Annotated in this window: 15 protein-coding genes and 3 pseudogenes; 9 read left to right on the top strand and 9 right to left on the bottom strand. The window is 68.5% G+C overall.

The genetic code is table 11. The annotated features are described in order from the left end of the window. Window positions 1-59: 59 nt before the first annotated feature. Window positions 60-1,535: an NCS2 family permease gene (locus tag NGB36_RS02015; protein ID WP_255918252.1), complete on the top strand. Its 1,476-nt coding sequence runs from the start codon at window positions 60-62 to the stop codon at window positions 1,533-1,535. Window positions 1,536-2,137: 602 nt separating this feature from the next. Continuing rightward, window positions 2,138-4,138 carry an oxidoreductase gene (locus NGB36_RS02010; RefSeq protein WP_255918251.1) on the top strand — a complete coding sequence of 667 codons (2,001 nt, stop codon included), beginning with the start codon at window positions 2,138-2,140 and terminating at the stop codon, window positions 4,136-4,138. A gap of 289 nt (window positions 4,139-4,427) precedes the next feature. On the opposite strand, the pseudogene NGB36_RS02005 reads toward NGB36_RS02010, so the two are convergent. Together NGB36_RS02005 and NGB36_RS02000 are read right to left on the bottom strand one after the other, a co-directional pair. Continuing rightward, window positions 4,428-5,192: pseudogene (locus NGB36_RS02005) on the bottom strand (FAD-dependent oxidoreductase); the annotation flags it as partial. Between the two features lie 38 nt (window positions 5,193-5,230). Next, window positions 5,231-5,680: pseudogene (locus tag NGB36_RS02000) on the bottom strand (IS110 family transposase); the annotation flags it as partial. Between the two features lie 240 nt (window positions 5,681-5,920). On the opposite strand from NGB36_RS02000, the gene NGB36_RS01995 reads away from it, so the two are divergent. Both NGB36_RS01995 and poxB read left to right on the top strand, forming a co-directional pair. Further along, window positions 5,921-6,418 (top strand): hypothetical protein, encoded by a 498-nt coding sequence (locus tag NGB36_RS01995; protein WP_255918250.1) that lies wholly within the window; start codon window positions 5,921-5,923, stop codon window positions 6,416-6,418. A gap of 908 nt (window positions 6,419-7,326) precedes the next feature. Then, window positions 7,327-9,063 (top strand): ubiquinone-dependent pyruvate dehydrogenase, encoded by a 1,737-nt coding sequence (gene poxB / locus NGB36_RS01990; RefSeq protein ID WP_255918249.1) that lies wholly within the window; start codon window positions 7,327-7,329, stop codon window positions 9,061-9,063. Between the two features lie 383 nt (window positions 9,064-9,446). On the opposite strand, the gene NGB36_RS01985 is transcribed toward poxB, so the two are convergent. Continuing rightward, entirely contained in the window at window positions 9,447-9,569 is a 123-nt protein-coding gene (locus NGB36_RS01985) for a hypothetical protein (RefSeq protein WP_255918248.1), read from the bottom strand. Between the two features lie 296 nt (window positions 9,570-9,865). Here NGB36_RS01985 and NGB36_RS01980 point away from each other — a divergent pair, with 296 nt between their 5' ends. From NGB36_RS01980 to NGB36_RS01970, 3 genes are all read left to right on the top strand, one after another. After that, complete coding sequence (locus NGB36_RS01980) at window positions 9,866-10,366, top strand: winged helix-turn-helix transcriptional regulator (protein ID WP_255918246.1); 501 nt, start codon at window positions 9,866-9,868, stop codon at window positions 10,364-10,366. Between the two features lie 554 nt (window positions 10,367-10,920). After that, window positions 10,921-11,997: a PP2C family protein-serine/threonine phosphatase gene (locus NGB36_RS01975; RefSeq protein ID WP_255918245.1), complete on the top strand. Its 1,077-nt coding sequence runs from the start codon at window positions 10,921-10,923 to the stop codon at window positions 11,995-11,997. Next, window positions 11,978-12,475, top strand: a complete 498-nt coding sequence (locus tag NGB36_RS01970; RefSeq protein WP_255918244.1) for an ArsR/SmtB family transcription factor — start codon at window positions 11,978-11,980, stop codon at window positions 12,473-12,475. Before NGB36_RS01975 ends, NGB36_RS01970 begins: the two co-directional genes overlap by 20 nt. 48 nt (window positions 12,476-12,523) lie before the next feature. Here NGB36_RS01970 and NGB36_RS01965 read toward each other — a convergent pair. Next, window positions 12,524-12,859: pseudogene (locus NGB36_RS01965) on the bottom strand (HoxN/HupN/NixA family nickel/cobalt transporter); the annotation flags it as partial. Here NGB36_RS01965 and NGB36_RS01960 point away from each other — a divergent pair. Further along, on the top strand, window positions 12,825-13,103 hold the full coding sequence (locus NGB36_RS01960; protein WP_255918243.1) for a helix-turn-helix domain-containing protein: 279 nt from the start codon (window positions 12,825-12,827) through the stop codon (window positions 13,101-13,103). The pseudogene NGB36_RS01965 and the gene NGB36_RS01960 sit on opposite strands and share 35 nt — an antisense overlap. On the opposite strand, the gene NGB36_RS01955 is transcribed toward NGB36_RS01960, so the two are convergent. The 5 genes from NGB36_RS01955 to NGB36_RS01935 form a co-directional block, all read right to left on the bottom strand. Next, window positions 13,091-13,405 (bottom strand): hypothetical protein, encoded by a 315-nt coding sequence (locus NGB36_RS01955; RefSeq protein ID WP_255918242.1) that lies wholly within the window; start codon window positions 13,403-13,405, stop codon window positions 13,091-13,093. The two genes, NGB36_RS01960 and NGB36_RS01955, sit on opposite strands and share 13 nt — an antisense overlap. A 115-nt stretch (window positions 13,406-13,520) precedes the next feature. Then, entirely contained in the window at window positions 13,521-13,691 is a 171-nt protein-coding gene (rpmF, locus tag NGB36_RS01950; RefSeq protein ID WP_255918241.1) for a 50S ribosomal protein L32, read from the bottom strand. 60 nt (window positions 13,692-13,751) lie between these two features. Next, window positions 13,752-14,045 (bottom strand): L28 family ribosomal protein, encoded by a 294-nt coding sequence (locus NGB36_RS01945; protein WP_255918519.1) that lies wholly within the window; start codon window positions 14,043-14,045, stop codon window positions 13,752-13,754. 122 nt (window positions 14,046-14,167) lie between these two features. Continuing rightward, window positions 14,168-14,560 (bottom strand): SCO5389 family protein, encoded by a 393-nt coding sequence (locus tag NGB36_RS01940; protein ID WP_255918240.1) that lies wholly within the window; start codon window positions 14,558-14,560, stop codon window positions 14,168-14,170. A 52-nt stretch (window positions 14,561-14,612) separates the two neighbouring features. Next, complete coding sequence (locus NGB36_RS01935; protein ID WP_255918239.1) at window positions 14,613-15,587, bottom strand: ATP-binding protein; 975 nt, start codon at window positions 15,585-15,587, stop codon at window positions 14,613-14,615. 306 nt (window positions 15,588-15,893) lie between these two features. Between NGB36_RS01935 and NGB36_RS01930 the strand changes: the two genes are divergently transcribed. Then, window positions 15,894-16,724 carry a ferric reductase-like transmembrane domain-containing protein gene (locus NGB36_RS01930; protein ID WP_255918238.1) on the top strand — a complete coding sequence of 277 codons (831 nt, stop codon included), beginning with the start codon at window positions 15,894-15,896 and terminating at the stop codon, window positions 16,722-16,724. Window positions 16,725-16,770 lie beyond the last annotated feature (46 nt).

Below are 16,770 nucleotides of genomic sequence, written 5' to 3'. Positions count from 1 at the left end.
TACAACTGGCGGCTTCCCCCCCACGCTTCAAACATTTGTTGAACCCCTCAAGGAGCACCATGTCCGGATTTGCACCCTCCTCCACGGTGCAGCCCCCGCCGCCCCCCTCCATCGCCGACAGCGGTCCGATCGGCCGCTACTTCCGGATCTTTGAGCGCGGCTCGACGTACAGCCGGGAGATACGCGGCGGTGTCGCCACCTTCTTCACCATGGCGTACATCCTGGTGCTCAATCCCATTATTCTTGGCAGCAGTACGGACAAATACGGGAATCACCTCTCGGCGGCCCAGCTGGTGACAGCTACCGCCCTGGCCGCCGCCGTGATGACCCTGCTCATGGGGCTGGGCGGCAACCTTCCGCTGGCCATCGGCACCGGACTGGGCCTCAACGCAGTCGTCGCCTTCCAGATCGCCCCGGTCATGAGCTGGCCGGACGCCATGGGACTGGTCGTCCTGGAAGGGCTGGGCATCTGCGTGCTTGTCGCCACCGGGTTCCGGCAGGCGGTCATGGACGTGATCCCCCAGCCGCTCAAGCAAGCCGTCAGCGTGGGCATCGGCCTTCTCATCACCTTCATCGGCTTCGTCGACTCCGGTTTCGTCAGCCGGGTCCCAGACTCCGCCAAGACCACCACCCCTGTACAGCTCGGCGCCGACGGCACCCTGACCGGCTGGCCCCTCCTGGTGTTCTGCCTGGGGGTGCTGCTCACGATTGCACTGCTCACCCGGCGGGTGAAGGGCGCCATCCTCATCAGCATCGCGACCACGACCCTGCTGGCTATCGCCATCAACGCGGCAGCCGGCGTGCCCGACGCCGACTGGGGCATGACCGTACCGAAACTGCCAGTGCACCTCGTGGCCAGCCCCGATTTCGGGCTCATCGGCCACTTCAGCCTGCTCGGCGGCTTCACGCACGCCGGCCTCACCACCGCCATCGTCTTCGTCTTCACCCTGATTCTCAGCGACTTCTTCGATGCCATGGGGACGATCGTGGGCGTCAGCAGCGAGGCCGGACTGATGGACGACCAGGGCCGGATTCCTCGCATCGGCCAAGCGCTGTTCATCGACGGCATGGCCGCCGTCATAGGGGGTGCGGCATCATCCTCGTCCAACACCGCCTACGTGGAGTCGGCCGCAGGCGTTGCCGAGGGCGCGCGCACCGGACTCGCCAGCATCATCACCGGAGCGCTGTTCGCCGTCGCGCTGTTCCTCGCCCCGCTGGCCACCATCGTCCCGTCCCAGGCCGCGACCCCGGCGCTGGTCGGCGTCGGGTTCCTGCTGATGGCGCAGGTCCGCAAAATCGATTGGACCAGCCTCGACATCGCCGTCCCGTCCTTCCTCACCATCGCCGTGATGCCCTTCACGTACTCGATCTCCGACGGTATCGGCGCGGGGTTCATCTCGTACGTGGTGATCAAGGCGGCGGTCGGCAAGATCCGTGAGGTTCACGGCCTCATGTGGCTGGTCTCCGGCTTCTTCGCGGTCTACTTCGCGCTCGACCCCATCAAAGAGCTGCTGGGTTCCAGGGCGTTCGGCTAGGCCGAGTCCGGTATTTGATCTTGCGGCGCCTCCTCTGCCACCAAGGTGTACGTGTGTCACCGTCCCCGCCGACTTCGACGAAGGCATTGCCCGAGACGCGCGACGGTCTCAAGGCCGAGGCGGTCACCTGGGCGACTCGCGAACTGGTATCGCACTGGACGGGACTTGCCCGTGAGGACCGGGATCCCTGGCAGCGGCTGACGGCGCTGATCGGAGTCGCTGATGATGCGAGGAGATCTGTGCGCACGATCGATGACCTGGACCGAGTTCTGTGCGAGCTCAGCACGCCATCGAGGGCTGCGGCCCGCGGTCGCTGCTGTCCAAGAGCAATGGCGCGAACGGACGGTCGGAGTCGGGCGGGCATCCAATCGGGCGTGTTCCATCCTGTGCTGCCCGCCGCCGACGTGGCCGATTCGTGACCGTCGAGATCGACGGCTGCGAGATGGCGACCAGCAGTGCGTGGATGGACGGGCGGCGCTTCGGCACCCTCGTACTCGCCGCCGCCGCGGTGCTGCTCGCGTGTCACCGGCAGATCTGGCGGCGCTCCCGCCGGATGCAAGGCCCGCAGACACGGCACCGGGAGCCGGACGAAAGGGAAAGCGATGACGACGACCGCCAATCACCAACTCCCCACGGACGGGGCCGCCGGGCGCTTCCCGCGCCTGTTCAGTCCGCTGCGAATCGGGTCCGTCACGCTGAAGAACCGGGTGCTCTCCTCCGGGCACGACACGGTGATGGCCGAGGACGGCGTGATCGGCGACCGGCTTATTGCCTATCACGAGGCGCGCGCCAAGGGCGGTGCCGGACTGATCGTCCTGCAGGTATCCGGGGTGCACGAGTCCGCGCGCTACTCCGCCCATCTCCTGATGGCCACCGACGACGCATCGATACCCGGCTACCGGCGCCTCGGTGAGGCAGTCCACGCCCACGGATGCGCTGTGTTCGCACAGCTCTTCCACCCGGGTCGGGAGATCATGGAATCCCAGGACGGCTCCGCGCCGGTTGCGTTGGCTCCCTCGGCTGTTCCCAGCGACCGGTTCCACGTGGTCCCGCGCGCCCTGACGACCGACCTGATCCACGAGATCATCGCCGGATACGCAGATGCCGCCGTGCGCATCCAGGCGGCGGGCCTGGACGGCGTCGAGATCGTCGGCAGCCACGGCTACCTACCTGCTCAGTTCCTCGATCCCGCCGTGAACCTTCGCCAGGACCGCTACGGCGGCACCGAGGACAACCGGCTGCGCTTCCTCCGCGAGACGATCAAGGCGGTGCGGGCAGCTGTGGGTGATGGCTTCGTCGTGGGGCTGCGAATCTCCGCCACCGAATACGACGACACCGGACTCGACGTCGGTCAGACGGCCGGAGTCTGCGAGAAACTCGACGCCGACGGCGGGCTGGACTACATCAGCGTCTGCGCGGGCACATCGGCCACATCGGCCGGATCCGACCACATCGCACCGCCGATGACCGAACGAACCGCATACACTGCGCCGCTCGCCGCCGCCATCAAGGCGAAGGTCCGGGTGCCTGTCATGGTCGCCGGTCGGATCAACCAACCGCAGGAGGCCGAGCAGATCATCACCTCCGAACAGGCTGACGCCTGCGCCATGACCCGCGCACTGATCTGCGATCCGGAGATGCCGGCGAAGGCAGCGGCCGGTCGGACCGACGACATCCGGGCATGCATCGCCTGCAACCAGGCGTGCATCGGCCACTTCCACTCGGGCTACCCGATCTCCTGCATCCAACACCCGGAGACCGGGCGAGAACTGTCCTTCGGCACCCTGCGCATCACCACCCGCCGGCGCAAGGTGCTCGTCATCGGCGGCGGTCCGGCGGGCATGAAGGCGGCAGCCGTCTGCGCCCAGCGCGGCCACGACGTCACCCTCGTCGAAGCCGAGCGCCGGCTCGGCGGTCAGGTTCTGCTGGCCGAGCGTCTACCCGACCGTTCCGAGTTCGGTGGCGCCATCACCAACCTGTCGAGTGAACTTGAGCGGGCCGGTGCGCGAATCCTCACCCGTACCAAGGCTGACTCGGCATTCGTCATGCACGAGTCGCCCGACATGGTCCTCGTCGCGACCGGGGCTCGGCCACGCCGCAGCAATCTGGAAATTCTCGGCGAGCCGACCATCATCGATGCCTGGGACATCGTGCGAGGCACTGATGTGCCATCAGGGCACATCGTCATCGCGGACTGGCGCTGCGACTGGGTCGGCCTGGGGGTCGCACATCTGCTGGCGGACAGGAGCCGCACAGTGACACTCGCAGTCAACGGCTACACAGCCGGCCAGCGCCTGCAGCAATACGTCCGCGACGCCATGCTCGCGAGGGCGGCACGCGCCTCGATCAGCATCCTGCCCAACGTGCGGATCTACGGCGTGGATGACGACACTGTCTACCTCCAGCACACCCTCACACGGGAACCTGTCATCGTGGACGGGGTCTCAGCTGTCGTCATGGCGCACGCGCCGGAGCCGGTCGACGGACTCCTGACTGAGCTGGCGGACTGTCCGGGCGACGTACGCGCGATCGGCGACTGCGTCGCCCCCCGCACGGTCGAGGAGGCTGTACTGGAGGGCATGAAGGCCGGTCACTCGGTGTAGCGGAATGGAGGGTGCCGAATGGATGCGCCGGCCGGAGGTCCTCTGTCCCCGCTGTTGGGGCGGCCGGTGACGTGGCCGCAGAGTCCGTTGCGAATGGCACAGCGGAATCGGCGAACGGTCCGGTGGGACAGGCTGATGGCGTCGCAGGTTCAGCGCCCACACGTCCCGTGGGCGGGCCGGTGTTTCGGTCCTCGCCCGGCCGTCGCTCGATCGCCAGGGCGGGTGCGACCCGCGATGACCCCGAGGTCGGTGGTCGGCATCGAGCGTGCAAGGCGACCGGTTGGTCGTCTTACGGGCGGCCGGAGGTGAACTGGTCGAGCAGGCGTTCCAGGGCGTTGTCGCCGAACATCAGCTTGAGGTTGGCGGCGGACGTGGCGGCCGAGGTCTGGCTGCGCGGGAAGAGCGCGTGCTCATAGGCGGTCAGGGCGGCCTCGGTGTCGCCGGGGTGGTCGGCGATGGCCCGGCCGAACTGGGCGCCGTCGAACATGGCGAGGTTGGCGCCTTCGCCGGCGAAGGGGGACATCAGGTGCGCGGCGTCACCCAGCAGGGTCACCCCCGGGGGGGTGCGGTCCCAGCGGTGGCCGACAGGCAGGGCGTGGATGCGGCGCGGTGCCGGAACGCCGTCGGCGTCGGCGACCAGCGCCCGCAGTCCCTCGTCCCAGACCTCGAAGTGGGTGAGGACGGCTTTCTTGGCCGCGTCGGCGTCGGTGAAGTCGATGCTGCCGAGCCAGTCCTCACCGGTCTTCAGCGCGGTGTAGACGTGCAGGCTGCCATCTGCCTCGCGGTGGGCGAGGAAGCCTTTGCGTTCACCGAGGCTGATGAAGAAGCCGCCACCGATGAGGGCGGCACTTCCCGGATGGCGGGTGTCGGCATCCAGCAGGTCCGTCTCGACGAAGGAGATGCCGGTGTAGTCGGGCGTGGCGTCGGAGACGAGCGGACGGACCCTCGACCAGGCTCCATCCGCGCCGATGAGCAGGCCGGTGGCGATGGTGGTGCCGTCGGCGAAGGTGACCTCGTGGGAGCCGTCGCCCAGCGCCCGGGCGCCGGTGGCTTCTCGCGCACCTCGGCGGGGGCGGTGACGATGAGGTTGCGGATCTGGTTGATGGTCTGGGTACGGGACTTGATGGCCGAGCGGCGCACCACACGTAGGGACCGGATGGCTTCGACGATGCCGTTGCGGGTCTTTGGCATGCCGGCGGCTCGGCCCGAGAGCACCGCGGTGGCGGCGGCGTAGGCGTCGACGGGGTCGGACTTGCCGTTGGCTCGGCGGGCCCGGCGGTCGGGTCGGTCCACGTCGATGACGGTTACCTGATTCGCCCGCAGGTGGCGGGCGAGTTGGGAGCCGTAGGCGCCGGTGCCCTCGACGCCGACGGCCATGAGGTCGCCGTGCGAACGCAGCCACTCCAGCAGGCGCTGGTAGCCGTCGGGGTTGGTGGGGAACGCCTCGGTGGCCAGGTGTCGGCCGATGGAGTCGATCACGGCGGCCTGGTGGAAGTCGGTGTGGGTATCCACGCCGCCGACCACCGCTATCTCGTCTGCCATGCTGGGTACTGCTGTCCTTCCGTGCGACGTGCGAGGGATGGCACGCGCCGGTCGGGCGGCAGGACAAGACTGTGATGGGACCTTTGGCCGGGCTCCTATGAGGTCACAGACGCCCGACCGGCCGCGTGCATGGCGGCACCCCCCGGACGGCCGACGATTCCACATAAGGACAGCCGAAGCGTCAGTCAGTTGGAGGGTCAGACCCCCGAGCGGTGCCACCTACATGGTGGTGCGCTGACGGTGGCGTTCGATGATGTGCACGCCGCCTCCCCCAACACGCAGGAATTCCTGGCGATTCTGCTGCGCAGGGCCGATCCCAGTATGGTGCGGATGGCTGTGGGGGCGGCACCCGGCGGCACCCTCTCCGACGAACTGAGCGCCGCGCTGGCCGCCCACGCCGAGGCGGTCCGGGCACCGGACGCACAGCGGCCAACGCCCGGCCACCGCAGCGACGACGAACTCCTGCGCGCCTACATCGAGTCCGACGGCACCAGCGATGACCCAGCCGAATACGCCGCCTACCAGGCGGCCGAACCGGCGCGCCGACAGCGGCTGCACGACGAACGGGCGGAAGAGCTCCAACGCCATGCCGACTGGGGGCTGCGCCTGGGCGCCCTCCCATACCGCCGCGAACGAGGCAGCGACCCCGCCGGCACCGGGCGGGCCACGCTGCGCACCACGCTTGAGTACTGCGTCGCGGTAGGTTACTCAGCCGCGACCGTGGATTTGGGCCGCTGAGGGGGCAGGCCCATGCACGCTCTCCTCGTCGGCGTCGACGTCGATGAAGCAGTTGACGCCGCTCGCCGGCAGGGCCAGTCCGTTCGCTCATCCGCCACGACGCACCTACCTCACCCGTTGCCATCAGCGTTATCCATCCAAGATGATGCAAAAAGGACCCTCCGGCCTCTGGTAAGAGACCGGCTCCTCGCGTGAACGGCGATGGCCGAGCCCCGGCCGGCCCGTGCCCCTGAGATCGCGGCGCGACCGGATGGTGGGGAGGCCCCGCCTGAACGGGGGGATCCAGGCGGGGCCCGATGCACGCGGCACATCCCGGTTCTCGCCACGGGGGAACAGCGGAACCGAACGGGTCCGATCAAGACCCCGTCCACGCGCGCCGCGCACATTACTGCAAGGTAGGTTTACGGTTCAACATGTCTGTACAAGCCGCCAGAGGCAGCGCCCGCCGCCCGGGCGGGATCAAGGCCGGTCCCACCACCCAGACCGGAGCGGACTCTGCCAGTCCGCAATGCCGCTCATATCAGCCGAAGCGCTCACCTGGCGCATGTACGAGGCGAGGCAGCGGCGACGGACGCGACGGAACCGGAATGCGCCCGCTCGCTGACCTTGGCCTGGTCCAGGTGTCCCGGTGAGGCCGTGGGTTCTGCCGGCTCCCGTGGCCTGGCCTTCGCCTCGACCGGTCGAACGAAAAGCGGGCAACCACGCCGGCGTCCCGCTTGCCGGCTGGCGATCGCTGCGCCGCGGCCAGCGGGTGCGGTAGCGCCGGAGCCGGTCCATGCTGGTGGCGCTGGCGGCATCAGGTACCGGCATTCGCAGAGTCCGCGCTCGCGCATACGGCTGCGGGGCAGCCGCAACCGGCCGGGGCTTGGGGCGCGTGGGTGTGACCGCTGACCGAGTCAGGAGGACGAATGGCCCGCACAGTCGCGGATGTCATCGTGGCCACGCTCAAGGCGTCCGGGGTGCGGCGCATCTACGGGCTGCCCGGAGACTCCCTCAACGGCTTCACCGACGCCCTGCGCCGCGACGGCGGCATCGCTTGGGGACACGTACGGCACGAGGAGGCCGCTGCGTTCGCGGCCGCCGCGGAGGCCGGCGTCACCGGCCGGCTCGCGGTCTGCGCAGGCAGCTGCGGACCGGGGAACCTGCACCTGATCAACGGCCTGTTCGACGCCCAGCGCAGCCGGGTGCCGGTACTCGCCATCGCCGCACACATCCCGCAGGAGGAGATCGGCAGCTCCTACTTCCAGGAGACCCACCCGCAAGAGCTGTTCCGCGAATGCAGCGTCTACTGCGAGATGGCCAGCCTGGCCGAGCAGGTGCCACGGCTGCTGCAGTCGGCCATGCGCCACGCCCTCGAGCGCAGCGGGGTGGCGGTGCTCGTCATCCCCGGCGGGCTGTTCCTGGCCGACGCACCGAAGGGGGCCGCCCCGCGCCCGGTGGTGAAAGCCTCCTCCCATATTCGGCCGGACGACGCCTCCCTCGCCCGGGCGGCGCAGGTCCTGGGCGCAGCCAGTCGGGTGACGATCCTGGCAGGGGCCGGCTGCGAGGACGCGCACGACGAGGCGGTAGCACTGGCCGACGTGCTGAAGGCGCCGATGGTCCATTCGCTGCGGGGCAAGGAGTTTCTCGAGTACGACAACCCCTACGACGTGGGTCTGACCGGGCTTATCGGCTACAGCTCCGGCTACCGAGCGATGGAGCACTGCGACGGGCTGCTGATGCTCGGCACGGACTTCCCCTACCGCCAGTTCTACCCCGAGAGCGTGCCTGTGGTGCAGGTCGACATGCGCGGCGAGCACATCGGCCGTCGCACGCCGGTGGACGTCGCCCTGGTCGGCACGGTCAAGGACACGGCTCAGGCCCTGTTGCCGCTGCTGGAGCGGCGGACCGATGACGCCTTCGCCCGGACGATGACCGGCCACTACCGGCGGGTGCGCTCCCGCCTGGACCGGCTGGCCGAGGCCAAGCCCACCGACTCCCCCATGCACCCCCAGTACGTCGCCGCCGCCATCGACCGGCTCGCGACGCGCGACGCGGCCTTCACCGCCGATGTCGGAACCCCCACCGTGTGGGCGGCCCGCTACCTGCGCATGAATGGCGAGCGGCGGCTTATCGGCTCCTTCAACCACGGCAGCATGGCCAACGCACTACCCCACGCGATCGGGATCCAGGCCAGCCATCCCGGCCGACAGGTGGTCGCGCTCGCCGGCGACGGCGGCCTGGCCATGCTGCTTGGCGAGCTTCTCACACTGCGCCAGCTCGACCTCCCGGTGAAGATCGTCGTCTTCAACAACTCGGCGCTGTCGTTCGTCGAGCTGGAGATGAAAGCCGCCGGCATCGTCAACTACGGCACCGGCCTGGACAACCCCGACTTCGCCGCGCAGGCACGCGCCGCCGGCCTGTACGCCTCCCGAGTCGAACGTGCTGGCGAGTTGGAGGACGCCCTGCGAGCGGCCTTCGCGCACGACGGGCCCGCACTGGTCGACGCCTCCACCGAACGGCAGGAGCTCTCACTCCCGCCAAAGATCACCCTCGAGCAGCTCAAAGGCTTCACCCTGTTCGCCACCCGCACCGTCCTCTCCGGTCAGGGAGACGAGATCTTGGAGCTCACCAGGACCAACCTTCGCCAACTCAGCCTCGAGTAACCCACCGCAACCTGATCACGAAGGCACCCCGCGGTCTACTCCTTGAGGGGGCGCACGACGTGCCATCACAGGTGCTCGCCCGTCGCCGGGCACGCATCGATCCATGACACGCATCGCTCTACGATAGGCATCGAGTATGGCCGATCATGAGCCTGGACGAACGCGCGGCGATCTGCGGGCGACCGGCAGCTATCTGGGCCGGTTTCCAGTGGCGGAAAACTGCTGCAGTTCGGGCCGTTCCGATGGGGTGATGTCGCACCCTGGCGTGCGGTACGAGTGGCCGTGGGGGTGGTGGTTCCGCTCGCGCTGGGGTCGGCCGGCGGGCATGTGGACTACGGCGCCTTCGCGTCACTGGGGGCGTTGCCTGCCGGGCTCGCCTCGTTTCAGGGCGTGACACGCACCCAGGTGGCGGCCGTGGCGGCGGCCAGTGCCGGCATGGCGGTGTCGGCCTTTGTCGGCGCCACCACCGCGGCTGCCGCTCCTTGGCTGCTCGTCCTCGTCGTCATCATCTGGGGGTACGCCACCGGGCTTGCCATGTGCCTGGGGCCGCGGTTGAGCACGGCAGTCCTTCAGTGGCCCGTCGCGCTGCTGATCGCGGTCGGTCTTCCGCTGAGCCCGTCACAGGCCGCGCTGCGAGCCGGTCTGGTGGTCGCCGGCGGGCTGTTCCAAGGGGCCTTGTCACCGTCTCCTGGGCGCTCCGGCGCGGTGATCCGGAGCGCGCGGCGCTGCGTCCTACCGGAGCCTGGCCGCGTACGCCAACGACCTGGCCGCTGGGCCGGTCGGCCCGCCGCCACCCGTTGCCTTGCCTGCCGCCGACCGTCTCGCCGACCCCAATCCGCTGCTGCCCCAGGTGGTGCGACTGCACCACCTCGACCTGCTGGAGCAGGCCGAACGCGTCCGCGCCTGCCTCGCCGCGCTGGCCGAGCACGCAGTCGGTGACCCCGCGCAGGCCGCGCGGCTGCAGTCCCTCACCCAGGCCGGGGCGCTGGAGAAGCGGCGCTACCAGGAATCGCCGCCGCGCGAGGAGTACGTACTCACCCCGAAGGGGCACGGGCTATGGCCCGCGCTGCGGGCGCTGAGCGTGCAGGGACAGGAGCTGACCGGGAACGGCCCCGTCTACGTCTTCAGCCATGTCGCGTGCGGCACCGATCTGGGTGAGTACGGGGAGTGTGCCCGCGGTGCGGCGTGCTGGTGCCACCGGAGGACGTGGAGATGCGCCCCGGTCCGCACAGCCCGTCGGATCCCCGAAACCCCGTCAGCCGCGCGCTGCGCAAGCCGCACCGGCTGCTGGAGCCGCGGTTGACCGAGGCGGAAGCGCCTGCGGCATAGATCTCTGTCAGGGCCCGTCCGTCGGAGCCCGGGCCAGGACTGGCTAGGGCGTGTCCGGCGGGTCGAACGACGAGCCCTTCGCTGGGTCGTTCCGTTCAATGTGGGGCGGGGTTCCTGACGGCTTGTTGACCGCGGCGTGCGCCTCAGACAAGTTCGGTTGGCTCATCGAGAACCAGGCTTACGAGCATCCGCACGGATCGATTCGCCTCAAGCATGGCCTGACCTGTCTCAGGGCCTGCGCACTCGCGTGCTTTCCGGTTTGGGAGGTGTAGGCCACAGGGCAGTTCGACATGATAGGAAACGTATGAGTGAGTATGCACGTCTCACCCCCATCGACATGTTTCACCCGGATGGATCCGCAGGATGCCAGGTCAGAAAGGTGCACTCCGTCCGCTCGTCCGGTCCTCCGAGGCGTCTACGCCCACTACACCTGTACCGGGGCAAGCAATGAAACGGCCGAGCCGCGGCAAAACCGACAGACACCGTGAGAGCAGCACAGGCCTACAGGTGCCTGCTCCGCCAGCGTGGATGCGCTGGCTGCCGGCCATCTATGTCGCGGCGATCCTGGTGCTCGAGCCGATTACGCCCGTGCAGTGGCCAGTGAGCTTTCTGCTCATCGCCCTTCCCGTGGCCGCCGCCTACGCCCACGGCCCCGCCAGCGTTGCCGCCATCACGGTTTTTGCTGTGATCTTCGAAGGCGTCCTGGCCGGCACTCCATGCTGCGCAGGCCGGTCCGTGGGTTACCTGTGGGAGCGCCATTACGTAGCCACCTACATATCCACGGCCATGGTCGGCGTCCTCGGCACCATTCTCGCCACTCACCGAAGGCGCCGAGAACGCACCCTCGCCACTGTGCGCTCCGTGGCTGAGACAGCGCAGCGTGTGCTGCTGCGCCCGGTACCGCACCATCTCGGCCACGTCATCATCGAGACCCTGTACCTGTCCGCCGCCGCGGAGGCCCGGATCGGCGGTGACCTGTACGAGGCTCTGAGCACTGCGCGCGGAGTGCGCCTGCTCATCGGCGACGTCCGGGGCAAGGGCCTGCTCGCGGTAGAATCAGCCGCGGCCATGCTCAGCGCCTTCCGCGAGGCGGCCTTCGATGAGCCCGACCTGCCCGGTGTAGCGCGCCGACTGGAAACAAGCATGAGCCGCAGGGCAGCCCAGCTCCCGGGGAGCGATGAACGCTTCATCACAGCAGTACTCGCCGAGATTCCCGACGACGAACCCGTAGTCCGCATCGTCAATTGCGGCCACCCCCCGCCCCTGCTTATCCACCGTGATCAGGTCAGCGAGCTGGTCCCGACCGATCCGTCACCGCCTCTCAATCTCGGCATGCTGGTCGGGAACGACTACCACGTCGACATAAAGCCCTTCCGAGTCGGCGACCAACTACTGCTTTACACCGACGGCGTGACCGAAACCCGCGACCGTACCGGAGCCTTCTACCCGCTCACCCAGCGCATCCGCACATGGGCCGGTCTCCCTCCCCGCGAGCTCCTGGACAGCCTGCACCGGGACCTGCTCGCCTACAGCAACGCCACCCTCGACGACGACACCGCCGCCCTCGCCGCGTACCGACTCCCCGATGAGGACCACGGGACGTAGTGGGCCCGTCTCCGACTACCGTCGGCGAGCCGGCGAAGCTCCGCTCTCGAAGTGCCTCGGCGGCCCGAACCCGCCGACCGCTCATCCCGTCCCCCGACCCCGCCGAACGGCAATCGATTTCCATTGCCATGTACTAAAGTACGCATGTGGTGATGCATCCCGACCTCAGTACCAACCCCGGCACCGACCCGGTGAACCACCAGCCGATCTGCAGGCCGCAGGCGAACTCCTGCGCGCGCTGGCCGCACCCGTCCGCCTGGGGATCGTGCGCGAGCTCTCCAGCGGGCACCGGCGCGTCCACGAACTCGTCAACGCCCTCAGGGTGAGCCAACCCCTGGTCTCCCAGCACCTGCGGGTGCTGCGCACCGCGCGGATCGTCACCGCCCACCGCAAGGCCCGTGAGATCGAATACTCCCTCACCGACGAACACATCGCCCACATCGTCCTGGACGCGATCCGCCACGCCGCCGAGAGCTGAACGAGCGCGACACTGCGCGACGTTGCTGGGCGCCGACGCTCGACGCGCTCAGCGGTCGCCGTTCGCGGGTGTCTGCCAACGGTGTTCGACCTTGGCAAGGCGCCAGTACGTGACGGCGCACGCCCATACCGCAGCGAACAGGCCCACGATGAGGAAGCCGACGTTGTTGAGGTTGACGGTGCTGATGTAGTCGGTGACCGGGTCGTGGAGGGCGAGTTGGTCGTGCAGGACGCCGACCAGCTCGATGGTGCCGATGATGAAGGCGACGGCGATGGACAGGCCGGTGATGGTGAGGTTGTAGTAGACCTTGCGTACCGGGTTGGCGAAGGCCCAGTGGTAGGCGAAGTTCATGAATGTGCCGTCGAGGGTGTCGAACAGGCTCATCCTGTCGCTGCTGCTCGCCGTGCACCGGGCCGGGCCCATCGCCGTCTCCGACCTGGCCACCGCCACCGGAATCAATGACACCGCCGTCTCCCAGGCGCTGCGTCTGTTGCGTGCCTCCGGCGCTGTGTGGGCAGACAAGGACGGCCGCATCGTCCGCTACAGCCTGCGCGACGAGGAGATCGGCACCCTGCTCGATGCCCTCACCAAGGCCGGCGACGACCGCGACCGGGATCAGTTCAGGTGAGCGAGCTTCCACGGCGGCGGGGCGGCCAGCAGTCGCGCCGGCAGGCTGCCGTCGTCGGGCAGGCCCGCAAGCAGCCATCGGCACACCGCTGAGGCATCCGCACGACCGGCGACGGGCCCGAGTGCGATCGCCCCGCCGACCGGCCGGCGATGCGCATCGCACGGCTGGGCCACGGCGAACAGCCCCCGGGCGCCGCTGCGGTACGGTCCGAAGGCGTCGCAGCGCAGCGCTCCGCGCAGGCACCCGGTCGATACCAGGACCCCGTGCCTGCATGCCCGTACGGTGCGCCGGAACTCGTCCATGATCTCCGCAGCGGCGGGTCCGTCGCATCCGGCGCGACACACGACGAGCGTGAACGGCCGCGCCCCCGGAGCCCACGCCCGCCCGCCGCCCGCAGCCCGACGCCTCATGGCACCGTCAGCTCTCGGGCTCGATCAAGCCGCGCTGGTAGGCCCGCACGAGCCTGCGTGGCACCAGGTACTCAGAGCCGTCGATGGTGATGGGCACCAGATCGGGGCGGCTCGCCTTCCACTGCGCACGGCGATGACGGGTGTTGCTGCGGGACATCTTCCGCTTGGGCACGGCCATGGCCTGCCTCCTTGCTCTGGGGCTCTCTCGGCTCTGGGTTTTTCTCGGGTCGGCCGTCCGCTACCAGCTGCTCTCGCGGACGCCGAGCAGTTCTCCCGCGCGCGCCATCTCGCACAGCCGGATGCGGGAGATGCCGAAGGCGCGCAGGTGGCCGCGGGGCCGACCGTCGACGAAGCGGCGCCTGGTATGCCGGTGCGAGTGGGAGATGCTGTTGCCGACTGCGGGCTTGCGGCCGGTGAGCCGGCAATGGGCTGACACGGTTTCCCTCCGGTGGGCGGTCGAGGTAGAAGTCCTCACCTCCTCACCGTAACGCTTGATGAAAATGAAAACCAGTTCTTTATATCGTGGCGCCATGGCCCGCAACGAACTCCGCCCGATCATCAAGCTCAAATCCACCGCCGGGACCGGCCGCAAACAGGTTCACTCTCCGCCGACCGCACCAGGCGGACGGAGGGTGATTCATCGTGCGTGGCGGGTCAGCAGTCGCGTAGCTGTGGCGACTGGTTGAGTACCTGGGCACGCAGCGAGGTGAAGCGGGCGTAGCTGTCGCCCTGCGCCTCCTGCGGGCGGAATGCGGCGACCCGGTGGCAGTTCTGGAAGGCCAGGCGCACCCCGAAGTGCCGCTCCAGGCTGGCGCGGATCGCGTCGCTCGCCAGGGCCCGCAGCAACTGGCCGCGCTCGGCCTCCGAGGGCGGCGGGGTCGTGTTGTCCGCGAACGGAGCCGAACCGCGCTCCAGCTCATCGACCAGACCTGAGATCAGCCCGTACGCATACGGCAGGGAGGTGCGGACGGTGTCGACGAAGGCGGCTTCGTCGACCTCGCCACGCTCCGCCTGAGCGAGGAGCGTGGGAGAAACCTCGAGGGACATGCGAATTCCAATCGTTGGCGCGTGGTTGGGGGTGCTGAGTCGGCGCCGGGGGTCAGTGCAGGCCGGCCTGAGCCCGAAGGGCGTCGGGGCCGTGAACAAAGTCCGGGTCGATCTGGGCGGTCAGGTCCTCGCCCGTGGCGCTGTTCGCCCAGGCCGCGGCGTTCTTCAGGTGGAACTGCACCGCATGCGCCTGGAAGGCGGCCCATTTCTTCGGCCGGGCGTCCACCGCCGCGTGCAACCGGTCCAGTGCGGCACGGTTGGCCGACTCCAGCTCCTCCAATGTGGCGTGCCGCCCCTGTTCCTGGGCGCGGACGTACGGCGAGAACTCCAGGCACGCCAGCAGATCCTCGCCCACCTGCTCCTGCAGGAATGCCACGTCGTCCGGTCCGGTGATCTTGTTGCCGACGACGGCGAGTGCGACCCCGTACTCGGATGCATAGTCCCGGTACTGGCGGTAGACCGACACGCCCTTACGTGTCGGCTCGGCCACGATGAAGGTCAGATCGAACCGGGTGAACATCCCGGAGGCGAAGGAGTCGGCACCGGCCGTCATGTCGACCACCACGTACTCGCCGGGCAGATCGACCAGATGGTTCATGTACAGCTCCACTGCGCCAACCTTGGAGTGGTAGCAGGCAACTCCCAGATCCTCCTCGGTGAAGGCGCCCGCCGCCAGCAACTGCACTCCGTCCACGTGGCGGGCCAATTCATCGTGGAGGGGATCGGGTCCACCAGGCCGCAGCAGTCGCGATCCACGCCCGGGCGGCGTCGTCTTGACCATGGCCGCTGCGGAGCTGATCAACCGATTGCTCCCGCGCAGATACTCTTTGATCTCCGCCAGCCGCCCGCCCATGCCCGGCAGCGAGGCCGCCTCCTCCTCCGACAGCCCGAGCGCCACCCCCAGGTGCTGGTTGATGTCGGCGTCCACCGCGACGACAGTGCCGCCCGAGGCCGCCAGATGACGGGAGAAGAGCGCCGACAGGGTGGTCTTGCCACTGCCGCCCTTGCCCACGAAGGCAATCTTCATGATGCCCGGATCCCCTAACGAACATGAAAACCATTCTGATCTACTCACAGCCTCACGCATCACGTGACGCAATGTCAAGCCGGCTCCACTCCAACCCGCTTGAGCCCAGGGACCAGGAGAGCACTGGGATGGCAGGTGAGGCGCCCGTGTCTGCCCCACGCCCGGCGGCTGTCCTCCCAGCCCGTAGGTTCCGGGGGCGCCACTGAATCCATCTGCGATTTCGCGGGGAACCATCGGAGGAATCGGTCCGACTACTGTGCCGTGGAACTCAGCAAGCAGCGGCCGGATCTAGCGGCCGGCCGACCGATGGACAGTTCGAATGGCGGCCGCACGAGCGCCTGGCGTTCAGCAGCGATTGTGGGGCTGCTGGGCATCCTTACGACTGCGCCGTTCTATGTGTGGATCTATCGGCTCCAGTCCCGTGACAGTAGTGCCGCGGCGATCGGTATGCCGTCGATGCACATGAACCAGATGGGCGTCTTCTGGGCGTTCCCGGTCCTTCAGGCCACCGGGTTGGCGGCCCTGGTCTGGGCCTATGCCGGTGTGGCGCTGGGTCTTACCCGGTCGGGCCGCAGGATGCGGTGGCTCCCGCTGTCCCGGCGGCAGACGGACCGGTTGCACCGTCAGATTTCGGTGTTGGTGATCGCGCTCATCCTGGTCCACGCGCTGGCGACCGCCTTCGACGCGATGGGCGACAGTCTCGTATCGGTTTTCGTGCCATGGCAGGCGAGCTGGCAAGCAGCCGTCCTCGCATACAACCTGGGGATCTTCGCCTTCTACCTCGCGGTGCTGCTCGGCCCCACTTACTACCTGCGCGACACGATCGGAGTCCGCACGTGGCGGCTGGCCCATCGATTCGCCCTGGTCGTCTACGTCCTTTCGGTGTGGCACACACTGATCATCGGTGCCGACATCAAGTACTACAACTGGGTACGGCCGCTCCTCTGGGTCGCCCAGATCCCGCTCCTCGTCCTCTTCATCCGGAGGCTGCTGCACCCCGCGGCTCGCAGCAGGAACGGAGTGTGGTCCGGGGCTGTCCGCTACGGACTTGCCTGTGCAAGCGCCGCCGCGGCGGTCGGCATCGTCGTGATCCTCGCGAACGGGAGCTATGCGTCGGTGGTTCACAGCATCCAGTGACCCCGAGACCCGTCTTCCGAGGCGGCTGAGCAGACGTACGACGACC

Source organism: Streptomyces humicola (genome assembly GCF_024436035.1).
Lineage (GTDB): Bacteria > Actinomycetota > Actinomycetes > Streptomycetales > Streptomycetaceae > Streptantibioticus_B > Streptantibioticus_B humicola.
This window is presented reverse-complemented; position numbering and strand designations above follow the sequence as displayed.

Coding starts and splice junctions, on each gene's coding strand:
- NGB36_RS02015 (WP_255918252.1), top strand. CDS start 60: ATGTCCGGATTTGCACCCTCCTCCACGGTGCAGCCCCCGCCGCCCCCC.
- NGB36_RS02010 (WP_255918251.1), top strand. CDS start 2,138: ATGACGACGACCGCCAATCACCAACTCCCCACGGACGGGGCCGCCGGG.
- poxB (WP_255918249.1), top strand. CDS start 7,327: ATGGCCCGCACAGTCGCGGATGTCATCGTGGCCACGCTCAAGGCGTCC.
- NGB36_RS01985 (WP_255918248.1), bottom strand. CDS start 9,569: ATGACGACGAGGACGAGCAGCCAAGGAGCGGCAGCCGCGGTGGTGGCG.
- NGB36_RS01975 (WP_255918245.1), top strand. CDS start 10,921: ATGCGCTGGCTGCCGGCCATCTATGTCGCGGCGATCCTGGTGCTCGAG.
- NGB36_RS01970 (WP_255918244.1), top strand. CDS start 11,978: ATGAGGACCACGGGACGTAGTGGGCCCGTCTCCGACTACCGTCGGCGA.
- NGB36_RS01960 (WP_255918243.1), top strand. CDS start 12,825: ATGAATGTGCCGTCGAGGGTGTCGAACAGGCTCATCCTGTCGCTGCTG.
- NGB36_RS01955 (WP_255918242.1), bottom strand. CDS start 13,405: ATGGACGAGTTCCGGCGCACCGTACGGGCATGCAGGCACGGGGTCCTG.
- rpmF (WP_255918241.1), bottom strand. CDS start 13,691: ATGGCCGTGCCCAAGCGGAAGATGTCCCGCAGCAACACCCGTCATCGC.
- NGB36_RS01945 (WP_255918519.1), bottom strand. CDS start 14,045: ATGGCGCCACGATATAAAGAACTGGTTTTCATTTTCATCAAGCGTTAC.
- NGB36_RS01940 (WP_255918240.1), bottom strand. CDS start 14,560: ATGTCCCTCGAGGTTTCTCCCACGCTCCTCGCTCAGGCGGAGCGTGGC.
- NGB36_RS01935 (WP_255918239.1), bottom strand. CDS start 15,587: ATGAAGATTGCCTTCGTGGGCAAGGGCGGCAGTGGCAAGACCACCCTG.
- NGB36_RS01930 (WP_255918238.1), top strand. CDS start 15,894: ATGGACAGTTCGAATGGCGGCCGCACGAGCGCCTGGCGTTCAGCAGCG.